The organism is Clostridium sp. (assembly GCF_040797585.1).
In the GTDB taxonomy this organism is placed as follows: Bacteria; Bacillota; Clostridia; order Clostridiales; family Clostridiaceae; genus Clostridium_Z.
In genome coordinates, this window is record NZ_JBFNEO010000045.1 from 1 (window position 1) to 16088 (window position 16088).

A 16088-nucleotide genomic window follows, 5' to 3' on the forward strand; every position below is an offset into this window, starting at 1 on the left:
CGTTGTATGGGAATTTAAGCCCTCGGAGTGTTATATCAAACGAAAGTAGTATATTGTTTTAGAATTACAAAATCGGACACATTGAAAAGGGAATTAAACAAGATTTATAGATTTTTATAGAATTTTGGCAACGGTGTACTATGTCTTTATTAGATCATCCAAATTATAATGAGGAAATGGAAAGATTAAATTATACCCTTGAGTATATGAGGTACTATAACAAAAGGGTTATAGGAGAAAAGATAAGAATAGATAAAGATGTTGAATATGGACTAAAACATTATAACGATGATAATGCTGAACAGTTTAATGAGCTAGTTATTAATAAGTCATTACAAGATTCTTTCTCTCAAAGACTTAAAAATCTAGATACAAGCTTAAGAAAACCATATTTTGCAAGAGTGGATTTTATTGAGGAATATAGCAGTAAATTAGAAAAATTATATATTGGAAAAATTTCTTTACTTAAGGATAAGGATCAGGAACTTATTATAGTAGATTGGAGAGCACCAATAGCCACTCTTTATTACGAGGGACGTCTTGGTGAGGCAGCTTTTGAAAGTCCTGAGGGAAAAATAAAAGGGGAAATAAAATTAAAGAGACAATATACTATTGATCAAGGAATATTAAGAGAAATCCATGATATAGATATAACAACTAATGATGAATTTCTTCAAGCAGCTTTAGGTTCTAGTAAGGATAGAAGACTTAAAGATATTGTTTCAACTATACAAGCAGAACAAAACAAAGTTATAAGAGCAGATATGTGGAAACCTCTAGTGGTTCAAGGAGCAGCAGGGGGAGGTAAGACTACTATAGCTCTTCATAGAATTGCATACCTTTTATATAACCATGAGAAAACCTTAACTCCTAAAAACTTTATGATAATAGCTCCTAATAGATTCTTCTTAAGTTATATCTCAGATGTTCTGCCAGATTTAGGAGTGGAAAATGTACTTCAAACTACCTTTGAAGACTTTGCCTTAGATATTATAGGTAAAAAACTTAAAATTGAAAATGCAAGTGGAAAACTTTCCTTTCTTATAAATAACAACTCAAAGGAAGAAAAAAATAAAATTAGAAATATATCTTCCTTTAAGTCATCTTTAAATTATAAAAATTTCATAGATAAATATATAAAAATTATCCAGGATAATTTCATACCTAAAGAAGATTTTAAAATAGATACCTTTGTATTGTTAAGATATGAAAAAATAAACACCCTTTTCACAAAAGATTATAATTATCTCCCCATGAAAGAAAGAATAAATGAAATTAAAAAGAATTTAACTAATATTTTAAAACAAAATAAGGACAGAATACTTGAGGAAATAGAATATACCTATGATAGAAAAATAGAAAAAGTAAAAGAAAAGATGAAGGACTCTATAGAGAGGAGAAATATTATAATTAATCTTGCAGATACTAGAGACTCTATAATTCTCAAGGTGAAAAAGAGTTCTAAAAGTGTAGTACGGGATTATATAAAGAAGATTTCAGTCCTCTCTCCACTAGAATATTACAAAAACTTTCTAGAGAATAAAGATATATTTAAAAGTGATTTTTATGAGTATCTAGAAGGGGATATATTAGAGGAAATAAGAAAGAAAACCTTAAAAAATATAAGTATAAATAAAGTGGAGTTAGAAGATTTAGCACCACTTATGTACTTAAAAGTTTTAATAAATGGATTAGATGATAAAATTAATGTGAGACATGTGGTAATAGATGAGGCACAGGATTTTAGTGCTTTCCAGTTATTTATTCTTAAGAAAATAATTGGAGGAAACTCTTTTACGGTATTAGGTGACTTATGCCAAGGGATTTATTCCTATAGAGGGATAAATGATTGGAATGAGGTATCAACATTAGTATTTGGAGAAGATAATTATTCCATGGTTACCCTAAAGCAAAGTTATAGAACTACCATAGAAATAATGAAGGCAGCTAACACTGTTATAAAATCCTTAAATGATCCGAGACTTATAGAGGCAGAGCCAGTTATAAGGCATGGGGAAGAGGTTAAGGTAATAGAAAAATCTAGCTTAAAAGAAATTGTAAAAGGGATAAGAGATCATATCTATAATATTCAGTTAGAGGGTTTTAAATCAGCGGCTATTATATGTAAGACCATAGAAGAGTGTAAAAAAATAAAGGAAGAGTTAAAGAAGTTAGGTATGGATGTAAAAATAATAAATGAAGGGGAAAGTGAATATTCTGGAGGAGTAGTATTAATTCCATGTCATTTAGCTAAAGGTCTTGAATTTGATGTGGTGATTATTGCCAATGGAAGTAAGGATATGTACCTTAAGAATTATCTAAATGTTAAGCTTTTATATATTGCTATGACAAGACCTCTTCATAGATTATATATATATTCCCTTGGGGAGAGAGCAGAGATGTTAAAATTAATTGATTCATAACTATAAATGATTGAAACTTAACATTTTTTAAGCAGAGCATAGATTTGCTCTGCTTAATTAGGATTTTATTTAATCTCCATCAGATTAAAAATGTGTCCTACTTACTAGAATAGATGGGTAGAAAGCAATTAAATTTAGGTTTACTTAATTTAACTTTAAATTAAGAATTATAATATAGTTTCTTAATTATATTGTAGTATAATTAAGAAACTATATTATCAAAATAATAAAGAGCATATTTATTATAGGATTTTCAATCAAAACTTATTTTAGAATAAAGGAGAAGATATTATGGGGATTTTTAGCGGATTAGTAGGAAATGCATCAGAAAGCAATATGGAAAAGATTAATGAAAAGTATTCAATGCTTTTAGGAGCATCAGAGACAATGGAAAGGGCTTATAATCTTATAAGGGATCTTATGATATTTACTAATAAAAGACTTATAATAGTTGATATACAAGGACTTACAGGGAAGAAAGTAAGTTATCATTCTATACCATATAAGAGTATAACTCATTTTAAGGTTGAGACAGCAGGACATTTTGATTTAGATGCAGAGCTTAAAATCTGGATATCAAGCACAGCAGAACCAGTGGGACTTCAGTTTAATAAGAGTTCTAGTGTTTATGAAATTCAGGGATTATTAGCTGAGTATATTTCAAAATAATAAATTTAATAATCATATATCTATAAAGAAAAATATTTATAGATAACAAAATAAGCCACTATAGAAGTTGATTAAAATCAATATTTTATAGTGGCTATTTATTGTTTAAATATAGAAGGGAAAATAAAAACCTAGATATTAAAAATTTAAAAGAGAAAATGGTAAAAATATATTAAATATTATGTAAAAATATGCTAAGGTATAAGGGGATGTAATTATAATATAAGCACATGGCACAAATAAGGGGATGATTAATATGACCTTCTACTATGACTTAGAATCATGTAGTTTGGAAGAAAAGGATGATGAAGATATTCTATGTAAATTAAATGAGTCTATAGAACAAGGAAGATTTATTAAAGGGCTTTCGAAATCAAAAGTAATTGCTATGGAGAATGGAACTGTGGTATTAAAGCCATATGGGATTAAATCTTTTAAATTAGATAATAATAAATTTTTAAGTTTTATGGAGGAAGTATATACATATTCTAGGGCACTAAAAAAATTCACAGGAGCCTTGAAGATAAATCATGAAATTCATGGAAGAAGTATAGAAGAGTTATATATACTTTTATTTCCTCAATATAATGAAGAAGCTGATAAAGATATTAGTTATAAAAATACAGAACTTTCTATCTACAGTAGTGATGAACTTCAAAAAATTTTAGTGAGTGCAATAGAGGAAGTAGATTAGTTATATAGATAAATTACATAGCAACTTAAACTAAATCTGAATATACTATGATTATAGTATATTCAAAGGGTAAAATTAGATAAGGTACATCTATATATGGGATTATAATATTTTTTAACTATAATAGATGTCGTTAGATAAAGCTAAGTTACAAGGGGATTTTATATTTCTTGTACCTTAGCTTTATTTAATATGCTTTTATAAATTTATTCTATAGATACCAAAAGCATAGTATTGATATGTTTAGAGATAAGATAGAAAAATTTATTTAATAATTTTTAATGGTTATTATATTTAGATAAAATATTTTAAATTATTAAGATTAATATATAGTAATTATTAGTTTAATAAAAAGCATAAAATGAGGAAATATTCAGTAAAATGGAAGTTTAAAGGGGAATTTAAATTTATACTAAGGATTACAAAGAAGAGAGGTAATATATATTAGCCACATTATTATATAATATTATTATGAATGTTTATATAAAATGTATTAATACAATAAAGAAAGGATGTTGATATTATTTGAGAAAACTTATTAAAAAATTGAAAGAAGTAACTTTTGCTGTATTACCCATTACAATTATTGTGCTGATTCTTAATTTTACCATAGCACCTATAGAAAAAGACCTTATGTATAGGTTTTTAATAGGGGCAATATTCATAATATTAGGACTTGGGATATTTTTGTTTGGTGCGGAGATAGGAATCCAACCTTTAGGTTCTTCAATGGGATCTGCCCTTACTAAGAGTAAAAATATAAGTATAATAGTTATATTGGGATTTATATTAGGTTTCCTGATAACTATAGCAGAACCTGATCTTCAAGTACTAGCATCGCAAGTAAGTGGAGTTACTTCAGGAGACATATCAAGGCTTAGCCTTCTAATTGTTGTTTCCATTGGGGTAGGAGTTTTGCTTGTAGTAGGATTAATGAGAATAATCTTTAATATATCACTATCTAAACTTTTGACAATATTGTACGGAATAATATTGTTGCTATCAATATTTACATCATCAGGGTTTTTAGCCATATCTTTTGATGCATCAGGGGCCACCACAGGCTCTATGACTGTACCTTTCATATTAGCACTTGGAGTTGGGATGTCATCTATTAAAGCTGGAAAAGAGTCAGAAGAAGATAGCTTTGGTATGGTAGGAATAGCATCCGCTGGTCCTATAATTTCAGTACTTATAATGAGCATAGTATCTAAGGTTGAAGCCTCAGAAGGAAGCTTAATTTATAATTCAGCAGTAGCTGAAGGGATAATAGGGCCTTATATAAAAGAAATACCCAAGATGACACTTGAGATAACTATTGCATTGTTACCTCTTTTTCTTATGTTCTGTTTTTTCCAGATAAAATTTTTAAAGCTATCAAAAAAGAAGTTTAATAGGATTTTAAAGGGGTTACTGTACACTTTTATAGGCTTAGTTTTATTTCTAACAGGGGTAAATGCGGGGTTTATGGAGGCAGGAAGTGCTATAGGACATGCAGTTGCATCTTTAGAGAATAATTGGGCATTGGTGCCTATAGGGTTTGTATTAGGATTTACAGTGATATTCGCAGAGCCAGCAGTATATGTTTTAAATGAACAGGTGGAGGATGTAACAAGTGGTCATATAAGAAAAAAGGTAATCCTTTATACCTTATCCATAGGGGTTGCATTTGCAGTGGCCCTCTCTATGATTAGGATAATGGTTCCTTGGATTAATCTATGGTATTACCTTCTACCAGGATATATATTATCCATAATAATGTCTTATTTTGTTCCAAAGATATTTGTAGGAATAGCTTTTGACTCAGGGGGAGTTGCCTCAGGTCCTATGACTGCAACTTTTATTCTAGCATTTGCTCAAGGGGCAGCTGAAGCAATTGATGGGGCTAATGTATTAATTGATGGTTTTGGGATTATTGCTTTAGTAGCATTAACACCTTTAATTGCTATACAAATTCTTGGATTGATTTATAAACGTAAGTCTATAAAGAGGGGAGTTGAGGAAATTGGAATGTAATATAAATAGAGGAAGTTACACAATGTTTTTTGTAGTTGTAAACTTAGGAATTGGGAGCAAGGTTTTAGATGAAGCTAAGAAAAATGGAGTACTAGGAGGAACAATTTTCCTTGGGAAAGGTACTGCTAACAGTCATGTCTTAGAGATTCTTGGTTTAGAGGAGGTAAAAAAGGAAATAGTTCTAATGGTTATGAAAGAAGACTTTGAGGATAAGATTCATGAAGTTTTAGTTGAAAAATTTCATTTAATGAAGCCAAGTAAGGGAATAGCGTTTTCTTTGAATGTAAATAAAATTTTTGGTGCACGAAGATGTATGGATAACACAATAGTTAAAGATGAAGGAGATGTAAAGGGCATGGAAGATAATAAAGGATATGAAGTTGTTTTTACTATAGTTGATAGAGGAATGGCCGAAGAAGTGGTAGAGGCAGCTGTATCGGGGGGAGCAGAGGGAGGAACAATAATTAATGCTAGAGGATCAAGCATCCATGAAAATAGTAAGTTTTTTGGCATGTCCCTTGAACCAGAAAAAGAAATAGTTATGATTCTTATTGAAAAGTTAAAAATAGAATCTGTAATAGAAGCTATAAGAAAAAATATACAAATTGATAATCCTGGTAAGGGTATAATGTTTTCTATGGATGTTAATAGAACATCAGGGATATTTAGTAGTAATAAAGAACATATGTAAAAGTTATAAATAGGTATGAAATATGATTAAGAAGTGCTTCATTTTATTGCCATAAGTTAAAAAGGGGTCTTTTATACAAATAATATATTATCAATAATCCACATTAATGTCCATAGAATTAGTGTAAGTTAGAAAATAAAAATAAATACCACAAAAATCGAGTGAAATTGTAACAGAAGCTAATTTTACTTTAGAGTAAATCTATGTGATAATATGAAAATGTGTTTGGATATTAATTATAAAGTTTAACCTTAAGACAAAAGTTTTAAGGTTAAATTTTATTGAAAATATAGCTTATAATATTTATTACCCTAATACTTAATTTGGACCAAATAAAGAATTAGGGTAAATGGTTGTTGGATAAATTAAAATAATTAATAGAATAAGTGAGGCGATAGAATGAAGATAGGGTTTGATCACAAAAAATACCTTGAAGAGCAATCAAAGTATATTTTAGAAAGAGTTAATAATTACGATAAGCTTTATTTAGAATTTGGTGGAAAGCTTATAGGGGATATGCATGCTAAAAGAGTACTTCCAGGATTTGATGAAAATGCAAAGATTAAATTATTACATAAATTAAAAGAAAATGTAGAAATAGTTATATGTGTATATGCTGGAGACATAGAAAGAAATAAGATAAGAGGGGACTATGGAATCACCTATGATATGGATGTTCTAAGACTTATAGATGATTTAAGAGGATACGATCTATTAGTTAATAGTGTTGTAATTACAAGATATGATGATCAGCCATCAGCTACTGTGTTTATAAATAAGCTTGAGCGTAGAGGAATAAAGGTTTATAAGCATAGAGCAACTAAGGGGTATCCAACAGACGTGGATACAATAGTTAGTGATGAGGGATATGGTAAAAATCCATATATTGAAACAAGCAAACCAATAGTTGTAGTTACAGCTCCAGGACCAGGAAGTGGAAAACTTGCAACATGTCTTAGCCAATTATATCATGAGCAAAAGCATGGAAAAATAGCAGGATATTCTAAGTTTGAAACCTTCCCAGTTTGGAATGTACCACTAAAGCATCCTTTAAACATAGCTTATGAATCTGCAACAGTAGATCTTAAGGATGTAAATATGATAGATTCATTCCATATGGATGCTTATAATGAGGTAGCAGTAAATTATAATCGTGATATTGAAAGCTTCCCTGTACTTAAGAGAATAATTGAAAAAATAACAGGGGAAGAGTCTGTTTATAAGTCTCCAACAGATATGGGGGTTAACAGAGTAGGCTTTGGAATTATAGATGATGAAGTAGTTCAAGAAGCATCTAAGCAAGAAATAATAAGAAGATATTTTAAAACTGGTTGTGAGTATAAAAAGGGATATGTTGATAAGGAAACCTTCCAAAGATCAAAGCTTATAATGGAAGAGCTTAACCTAAAAGAAAGTGATAGAGCAGTAGTTATACCTGCAAGGGAATATTCACTAAAATTAAGAGAAGAGTGTAATAATAGTGAGGTTTGTCCAGTGGTAACACTAGAACTTCATGATGGTACAATATTAACAGGAAGAAGCTCAGAGGTAATGGATGCAACGGCAGCTGTTATACTTAATGCAGTTAAGCATCTTGCAAGTATATCAGATGGAATACACCTTATATCTCCTGTAATTCTTCAACCAATTAGAAATTTAAAGGCTAGAACACTAGGTAGCAAAAACGCTGCATTAACTTGTGAGGAGATATTAATTGCTCTTAGCATATGTGCTGCAACAAATCCAACAGCTCAAGTAGCTATGGAAAAGCTTGTTATGCTTAAGGGATGTCAAGCTCACTCTACAACAATACTAAGAAAGAGTGATGAACAAACCTTTGGAAAATTAGATATAGATATAACTTGTGATCCAGAGTACCCAACAGAAAATCTTTTCTATAATAATTAGTATATTATAGATATTGGTTTTTAAAGAATAATAAAAAAATATAAATTTAAGAAGACACTTTCAATGATTCTATAAATTATTGAAGGTGTCTTTTGTTTTATTTTAGATCAAGAATGATATATATAGGGTTCATATCTTAAATGCTAACTTATATCTGTGGCTTATTCATTGATAAATCAAACTTTTGAGGGAGGTATAAGTTATAAGAATTCTATAGCTCATTAAAGCAGAACCCTATAGTTAAATATTAGTTTAAGTATATAGTGAAATATTGTAAGTGAGTGATATAATGTAGTTATTAATTTTGATAGCTACTGTGAATGGAGGATGCAATGATCGCTACAATAATTACAGCTTTTATTTTTTTTGTTAGTACTAATATTGATGATATATTTATACTTATGATACTTTTTTCTCAAAGAAGTAATCAAATGAAAAAACAACATATTATTATTGGACAATATGTAGGAATAGGAAGCTTAATTGTAATAAGTATTATAGGAGCATTAGGTTTTTCAGTAATTCCGCAAGAATACGTTGGGATTCTTGGATTAATGCCCATATACTTAGGAATAAAAGTATATTTAGGTCATAAGAAAGAGCCAGAAGAGAACAGAAATAAAATTTATAAGGATTCTCAAAAGAAGGATGGACATGAATTTGAGGGATTGCTTGATACTAAAAGAGACCATATAATAACCTTTATTAAAAGTTTTATAAATCCAAATGTCTTAAAAGTAATTAGCATAACCATTGCTAATGGGGCAGATAATATTGGAATTTATATTCCTCTTTTCACAAGCATGGATTTATTTAATACTTTTTTAACAGTAATAGTATTTATGATTTTAACAGCCCTTTGGTGTTTTATTGCTTTAAGATTATCAGAACAGCCTTTGGTACAGAGAAACATTAAAAAGTATGATTATATTTTTGTTCCTATAATATTTATAGGACTAGGAATTTTTATTTTAATTAAGAGTGGAACTATAAATCTATTTATAGATAAAATTATTAATACTTTATATATTTAATTTATTAGAACATAGCATATGTAGTTTATCTTAAAGACTATAGAAAACTAAGAAAATATGTATATACATGAAATTTAGTTAGGAGGATTATATATGATTACTTATAAAAGATGTAATGATGTAGATGAGGACTTAATCTATGAAGCTTTCACTATAGGATTCTCAGACTATATTGTTAAATTTAACATGGCAAAGGAAGCCTTCTTTAATCACTTCTTTGGAGCAGAGGGAAATAGTAAGGAACACTCTTTTATAGCCTTAGATAATAATAAGCCTATAGGAGTTATTTTTGGCGGAATAAATATCTATGAAGGAATAAAGACCATGAGATGTGGCACTCTAGCAGTAATTCCAGAGTATAGAGGAAAAGAGGTAAGTCAGGAATTATTTAAACTTCATAAAAATGAGGGGCTAAATAATAATTGTACTCAACTCTTTTTAGAGGTAATTACTGAAAATTATAGGGCTGTAAGATTTTATGAAAGTCTAGGCTATGAAAAATATAAAGAAAACTTGCAATAGGAGATAAGAATGAAGACAGAGAGATTATTTTCAATACTATTAATATTACTAAATAATGAAAGAGTTACAGCAGAGTATTTAGCTCAATATTTTGAGGTTTCAAAAAGGACAATATATAGAGATATAGAGTCCTTAACTATTGCAGGGGTTCCTATCATTACTTACTTTGGAAAAAACGGAGGAGTAGGGCTAAGTAGTAGGTATAAATTAGATAAATATATGTTTACAGATAAAGAAAAAGGTATAATTTTAGATTGCTTAGAAGCAAGGGAAGAAATTTTAAAAGAAAATAATATACAAGATCTTAAAGAAAAAATTAAAGGAATTATTACTGATAATGAGAAAAGCTTTATAAATAATAAGATAAGATATAAAAGCATTCAAAGAGAAGAGATACAAGATTTAGTTAATGAGAAAATAAAAATTATTAATAAAGCAATAGATGAAAAGAAATCTATTGCTTTTACATATACGAAATATGATGGAGATACAAGAAAAAGAGAAGTAGATCCAATAAATATTAAGTTCAATTATGGAAGTTGGTATTTATACGGATTTTGTCATAAAAGAAATGATTTTAGAGTTTTTAAATTAACCAGAATTAATGATATGAGTATTACTGCTAATAAGATAATTAACTCTTATGAAAACTTTCCTAGTGAGGCTAAAGTTGAAAAAAATGATCAAGTATTAGTTAAATTAAGATTTAAGAGAAGTGAACTTGGAAAAATATATGATTATTTTACAAAGGATGAAATTTTAGAAATAAATAAAGAATATATAATAGTTTCTTTTACTTATTACTTTGACTTTAACATTATTAATTTCATACTAAGCTTTGGAAATGAGGTTACTGCTTTAGGGCCACCCTCCATTAAGATGGAAGTAATAAATACTATAAAAAATATAATTTCAAACTATGACATATAGATGTCAACTTTCAAATGATAAGATTAATTTATATTAATTAAAGGAGTGGTAAAGTATGAAATATGAAGTAGTTAATTTAGAAGAAAAGACATTGGTGGGGGTAGGTGTAAGAACAACTAATGAGAATATGAAAGCTATGGAAGATATAGGATTAGTATGGGGAAAATTCATAGGAGAAGATATAATAGGAAATATTAAAAATAGATCAAATGAAATGGCCATAGGGCTATATACAGAATATGAAGGAGACTTTACAAAACCTTATAAGTTTTATGCTGGCGTGGAAGTAGATGAGGCTAAGGATTTAAAGGAAGGGTTAGTAATTAAAAATATTTCAGGTGGAAAATATGCTAAATTCACCATAAAAGGACACATGCAGCAGGCTGTAGGCGAAGCCTGGGGAAAGATATGGGGAATGGATTTAGATAGAAAGTATGATTGTGATTTTGAGATTTATCATAATGATTCGGAGGACATGAATAATCAAACCATAGATATTTATATATCATTAAAATAATAAAGGTAAGTAGTATATGGTAAAAAACATGTACTACTTACTTTGGGTTTAGCCATATTTTAGAACAGTATTGAAAATTTATGAATTAAGGGAAGTCCAAAAAACCACATTCCTTAATTCATTTTTTTAGAAGACTACGTATTTTTAATTAAGAAAAAATTATGATCATAACCTGTAATAATAGTAATTATGAATGTGACTTTTTCTCAACGGGAATCCATATTTCACAAAAGCAGTCTGCTTTAATATCTTCTGAGTATAATTCAAAATCAGTATCATCAACCATGCTATACTCTGAACCTGGAAGAAACTCTGAAAAGATTTTACCCCATGTTTCTCCTATGCAATCCCCAGTTTCACCAATACATTTAAAAACGGCCCATAATGCAGGGTTTACCTCCCATATAGTATATCCTTCTGGTATATTACCACCGCTATATTCCATACCTATACCATAGTCAAAATGTGTACTTTCTTTTGATATTGGCGCACAAGCCCCATAAATATCATGCTTACTAGTGTTTTGTTTTAAAACATCAAATGTACCATTCTTACCACATTCTTTCCAAAAGTCTGGAATCTCAGTATTCCCCTCTTCTGAGATTGATTCATTTCTAAACTTTGCAACTTTAGCCAACAACTTAAATTTTTCTAATTTTTCGATTCTATAGTCCATAACAGTACCACCTTCCAATTTTATTTTAATGAGAAGGCGATTAAAAGATTTTAATTTCATACCTGCACGCCTAGCTATATTGGGTGTAATGCCGTGAAATCTGGTAAATGCCTTTGTAAAACTTTCTGGTGAATCATAACCATATTTTAAAGCAATATCAATTACTTTTGAATCAGATATAGAGATTTCCTGACCCGCCATAGATAATCTTCTATTCCTAATATACTCATTTGCTGTAATGCCAGTAACTAAACTAAATGTCCTATGAAAATGATAGTTTGACATGAAAACATGATTTGCAACATCTTCATAGGTAATCCTTTCTAATATATGCTCTTCCATAAAATCGATTGCCCTCTGCAAGTTTTGAATAAAATCTATTTTTCTCACCTCCATGTAAAAATTGTACTAAAATATAACTGTTATTTCCTAGCCTACCTTGCTTTCATTTGTCCACGCAGAAATATATAAATTTTATTTCGTATAAATTTACTATTGTGGCGAAATTATAGTTTGATTATATGTTAATTATAGTATTATTTCCAATGTGATGTATATAGGTAAACAAATATCAGCTTTCTTTATTTAAAGTTTATTATCTTTGTATAAGTTTAGGCTACATTATAACTTTATACGTAGATTACCATGCCTATCAGTAGTAGCAATACAAACTTTGTTACCTATTTTATGTAATGTTAGAGCTAATAGTTATTTAATTAGTTATAAGATCAAAAAGATTCAAAATGAAAAAAGGGATATAAAGGTTATATACGAAATCTATAAGTAAGATAAGAGAATTATCAATTGTTATATCTAAATAGTTTATTGATTAAAAATTGATTTTACTTAAGGAGGATAATCAATGAGAAATGTAGGAATATTACTTTTTAATGATATAGAATTATTGGATTTTGGTGGTTCTTATTCTGTATTTCATATGGCAAAAAAGATATCAAAAGAGACGGAATTTAATATTTTTACTATAGCAGAAGGAATAAAAGATATCACAGATTAAAGAATATTGAAAATTGACACTAGGATGATTTTAGAATTATAATAGTTACTAAGAGTAACTACTAATATAAAAATATAAAATTGGAGAAAATATTTTGGATAAAATAATAAATTTATTAAAGAAATTTAACTTTACTGAGTCAGAATCTAAGGTATATATTGCCTTATTAAAGAATGGACCAGGAACAGGCTATGAAATAAGTAAAAATTCATCAGTACCAAGGTCAAAGGTATATAACATAATAGAAATTCTTATGGGAAAAGGGTGCGTAGTAGTTTCAAAGGAAAACCCTCCTTTAAAATATAGCGCAGTACCTATAGATGAATTTATAGATAATATAAGGGGTAATGTACATAAAGATTTGGAAGAAGTTAAAGAAGAGCTTGTAAGTTATAATACTACCATGGATCTTGAGAGTATGTGGCATATAAAAGGGTATGATAATATATTTAACAAATGTAGACACCTACTTAAAGGAGCTGAAAAGGAAGTATTTATTCAAGTTTGGAAGGAAGATATTCATAACTTATATGAGGAATTAAAGCTGATAGAAGAGACTTTGGATAAGGTTATAATAATTCTCTATAGCTTAGATGGAAATTATGAGGTTGGACTTAAGAATTATTATAATCATGGATTTGAAAAAGATAAGCTTAAGGAAAGTGGAGGAAGATGGATAAGTATTGTGGTAGATTCTAATGAAGTAATTTTTGGACATATACAAAATGAAAAGAACGCTGAAGTAGTCTGGACTAAGAGTACTCCTATGGTCTTTCTTGCTAAGGAGAATATTATCCATGATGCTTATTGTTTAAAAATGATTGAAACCTTTGGAGAAACTGCAAAGGATAAGTTTGGGGAAGAATTACAGGGAGTAAGAGAAGTTTTTAAAGCATTTAATCACAGTTAATAAGTCAAATTGTTGTAATATTTAACTTAATATAATAATTAAAGTTATTAATTTTAAAAGAATAACTTTTAGAAGTTTAAGTTAAAATATTTTTCAGAATTATATTTTATCTTTTATGTACTTTTTACAAGTTAAATAATAATTTAATAGATACATTATACTAGAGAAATACTGGAGGGATAAACTATGTTAATTTTAAACAAAGAAGATATAAAAAGTGTATTTACAATGAAGGAGGCTATTGAGGCTGATAAAGAGGCTCTAAGAATATATTCAGAAGGAAAGAGTATTACTCCTCTAAGAGTGAATATAGACATTAAAAAAGAACAGGGTCAAAGTTTATTTATGCCATCCTATGTAGAAGATTTAGATGCCACTGGAATAAAGATAGTTTCTGTTTTTCCAAAGAATATAGAAAAAGGAAAACCATCAGTTCCGGCACAAATGATTTTGCTAGATGGAACCACTGGGGAAGTAGTAGCTATAATGGATGGAACATATTTAACTCAATTAAGAACAGGAGCGGTTCAAGGAGCTGCTACAGACATACTTTCAAGGGAAGATTCTAAAATTGGGGTCTTATTTGGAACAGGAGGGCAAGCAGCCACTCAGCTTGAGGCAATGGTATGTACAAGAGCTTTAGATGAAGTTAGAGTATTTGATATAAGTATTGAAAGGGCAGAAGCTTTTGTAGAGAATATGAGAAAAGAGTTATCTCATTATAACACTAAATTAATAGCAGTAAAGGATGGTAATGAAGCAGTAAAGGATGCAGATATTATAACTGTAGTTACTACCTCAAAAAAACCAGTCTTTGATGGAAGCTTAGTTAAAAAAGGAGTTCATATTAATGGGGTAGGAGCATACACTAGGGAAATGCAAGAACTTCATGAGGCATTAATTACAGGTTCTGATAAGATATATTTTGATACCAAAGAGGGAGTACTTAGTGAGGCTGGAGACTTTATAATTCCTATGGAAAAAGGTTTAGTTTCAGAGAATGATTTTGCTGGAGAGTTGGGAGAAGTTATTCTTGGAAAAATAAATGGTAGAGAAAATGAAAATGAAATTACCTTATTTAAAACTGTGGGAGTAGCAGTTTTAGATGTGGTTACTGCTCATAAAATATATAAAAAGGCTTTAGAAAATAATATAGGAACTAAGGTAGAAATATAATTTAATGCTAATAGAAATATATTGAATAAAAAATTTAAGTATAAAACCTAAGAAGATAATCTAACTTTGAATTATCTTCTTAGGTTTTTATTAAATTACGAAAGATAAACGTAATTGACTAATAGGAATTAAAATTTAACTATTAAAATAGATTGTTAGTTTACAAGGGAGTATTAGACTATATATGGATGTACAGATTATATAAAAATTACAATATAATGGTTTAATTGGATTTTAATATATGATAATATGGAATATATTAAAAGATTCAAGGATATGAAGGTATGAACTTGAAATTATTTATATTTCGGAGTAAAGTCATGTTAAAACAAAATAAAATAATTGATGATTGGAATAATTGTTCTGATGAGTGGTTTAGAAATATAAAATTTGATAAACTATTTTCGGCTCTTGAGAAAGATCCCTACAAGGGCTTTCCACAGGCCATGGCAGCAATGATAAAAGAATATTATCCCGATTTAAAAGGGAAGAATGTTTGCGTTCCGTCATGTGGTGATAATACTGCAGTATTTAGTTTTTGTGCCTTAGGAGCAAATGTGACAGCTACGGATATTTCATACAAGCAGATTGAAAATGCACGGAAAATCGCAGAAAAAAGGAATTTTCATGCTTTTACAAACAAATATGTATTTATTTAGATAGTTCTTAAGTGATCTATATATTTAGAATGAATCTAGAAATTATTGAATTTACATAGGTAGTGGTTTGCTTTTAGCGACTTCGTTTTAGTACTTGATTACGATATTGAGGTGCATAAATTTTTAAGCTAAAACTTAAATTTATGTGCTATTTTTAGCTCTCAACATCGTAATCAAGCCAACACAAACTGCCAACGGAAGATTATTTATATTAGTGGAGGTTTAGACGATGGACTTGAAGTCAGGGA

General features: G+C 29.0%; 15 protein-coding genes. 14 read left to right on the forward strand and 1 reads right to left on the reverse strand.

The annotated features are described in order from the left end of the window. Window positions 1–176: 176 nt before the first annotated feature. The 10 genes from helD to AB2369_RS04815 all read left to right on the forward strand — a co-directional run bounded on the left by helD (window position 177) and on the right by AB2369_RS04815 (window position 11404). Complete coding sequence (gene helD / locus AB2369_RS04770) at window positions 177–2423, forward strand: RNA polymerase recycling motor HelD (RefSeq protein WP_367665337.1); 2247 nt, start codon at window positions 177–179, stop codon at window positions 2421–2423. Window positions 2424–2714: 291 nt separating this feature from the next. Beyond that, a complete protein-coding gene (locus AB2369_RS04775; RefSeq protein ID WP_367665338.1) occupies window positions 2715–3092 on the forward strand; it encodes a PH domain-containing protein in 378 nt (125 codons plus the stop codon). A 256-nt stretch (window positions 3093–3348) separates the two neighbouring features. Continuing rightward, window positions 3349–3786 carry a hypothetical protein gene (locus AB2369_RS04780; protein WP_367665339.1) on the forward strand — a complete coding sequence of 146 codons (438 nt, stop codon included), beginning with the start codon at window positions 3349–3351 and terminating at the stop codon, window positions 3784–3786. Between the two features lie 525 nt (window positions 3787–4311). Further along, a complete protein-coding gene (locus AB2369_RS04785) occupies window positions 4312–5802 on the forward strand; it encodes a DUF1538 domain-containing protein (protein WP_367665340.1) in 1491 nt (496 codons plus the stop codon). A 22-nt stretch (window positions 5803–5824) separates the two neighbouring features. Then, the gene (locus AB2369_RS04790) at window positions 5825–6493 is read left to right on the forward strand and encodes a P-II family nitrogen regulator (protein ID WP_367665341.1); all 669 of its coding nucleotides are present in this window, start codon (window positions 5825–5827) and stop codon (window positions 6491–6493) included. Between the two features lie 399 nt (window positions 6494–6892). After that, entirely contained in the window at window positions 6893–8401 is a 1509-nt protein-coding gene (locus tag AB2369_RS04795; RefSeq protein WP_367665342.1) for a DUF1846 domain-containing protein, read from the forward strand. A 332-nt stretch (window positions 8402–8733) separates the two neighbouring features. Then, on the forward strand, window positions 8734–9435 hold the full coding sequence (locus tag AB2369_RS04800) for a cadmium resistance transporter (RefSeq protein WP_367665343.1): 702 nt from the start codon (window positions 8734–8736) through the stop codon (window positions 9433–9435). 93 nt (window positions 9436–9528) lie between these two features. Continuing rightward, window positions 9529–9957 carry a GNAT family N-acetyltransferase gene (locus AB2369_RS04805; RefSeq protein WP_367665344.1) on the forward strand — a complete coding sequence of 143 codons (429 nt, stop codon included), beginning with the start codon at window positions 9529–9531 and terminating at the stop codon, window positions 9955–9957. A 9-nt stretch (window positions 9958–9966) separates the two neighbouring features. Further along, window positions 9967–10887, forward strand: coding sequence for a helix-turn-helix transcriptional regulator (locus AB2369_RS04810; RefSeq protein ID WP_367665345.1), 921 nt, complete (start codon window positions 9967–9969; stop codon window positions 10885–10887). A gap of 55 nt (window positions 10888–10942) precedes the next feature. Next, on the forward strand, window positions 10943–11404 hold the full coding sequence (locus AB2369_RS04815) for a GyrI-like domain-containing protein (RefSeq protein ID WP_367665346.1): 462 nt from the start codon (window positions 10943–10945) through the stop codon (window positions 11402–11404). A 187-nt stretch (window positions 11405–11591) separates the two neighbouring features. Here the strand turns inward: AB2369_RS04815 and AB2369_RS04820 are convergent, their stop codons facing one another. Further along, window positions 11592–12476 carry an effector binding domain-containing protein gene (locus tag AB2369_RS04820; protein WP_367665347.1) on the reverse strand — a complete coding sequence of 295 codons (885 nt, stop codon included), beginning with the start codon at window positions 12474–12476 and terminating at the stop codon, window positions 11592–11594. A 466-nt stretch (window positions 12477–12942) separates the two neighbouring features. Here AB2369_RS04820 and AB2369_RS04825 point away from each other — a divergent pair, with 466 nt between their 5' ends. The 4 genes from AB2369_RS04825 to AB2369_RS04840 all read left to right on the forward strand — a co-directional run bounded on the left by AB2369_RS04825 (window position 12943) and on the right by AB2369_RS04840 (window position 15840). Beyond that, window positions 12943–13095 carry a hypothetical protein gene (locus AB2369_RS04825; RefSeq protein ID WP_367665348.1) on the forward strand — a complete coding sequence of 51 codons (153 nt, stop codon included), beginning with the start codon at window positions 12943–12945 and terminating at the stop codon, window positions 13093–13095. A gap of 94 nt (window positions 13096–13189) precedes the next feature. Further along, window positions 13190–14005, forward strand: coding sequence for a TrmB family transcriptional regulator (locus tag AB2369_RS04830; RefSeq protein ID WP_367665349.1), 816 nt, complete (start codon window positions 13190–13192; stop codon window positions 14003–14005). Window positions 14006–14191: 186 nt separating this feature from the next. Beyond that, complete coding sequence (locus AB2369_RS04835; protein ID WP_367665350.1) at window positions 14192–15181, forward strand: ornithine cyclodeaminase family protein; 990 nt, start codon at window positions 14192–14194, stop codon at window positions 15179–15181. A gap of 320 nt (window positions 15182–15501) precedes the next feature. After that, on the forward strand, window positions 15502–15840 hold the full coding sequence (locus tag AB2369_RS04840; RefSeq protein WP_367665351.1) for a hypothetical protein: 339 nt from the start codon (window positions 15502–15504) through the stop codon (window positions 15838–15840). Window positions 15841–16088 lie beyond the last annotated feature (248 nt).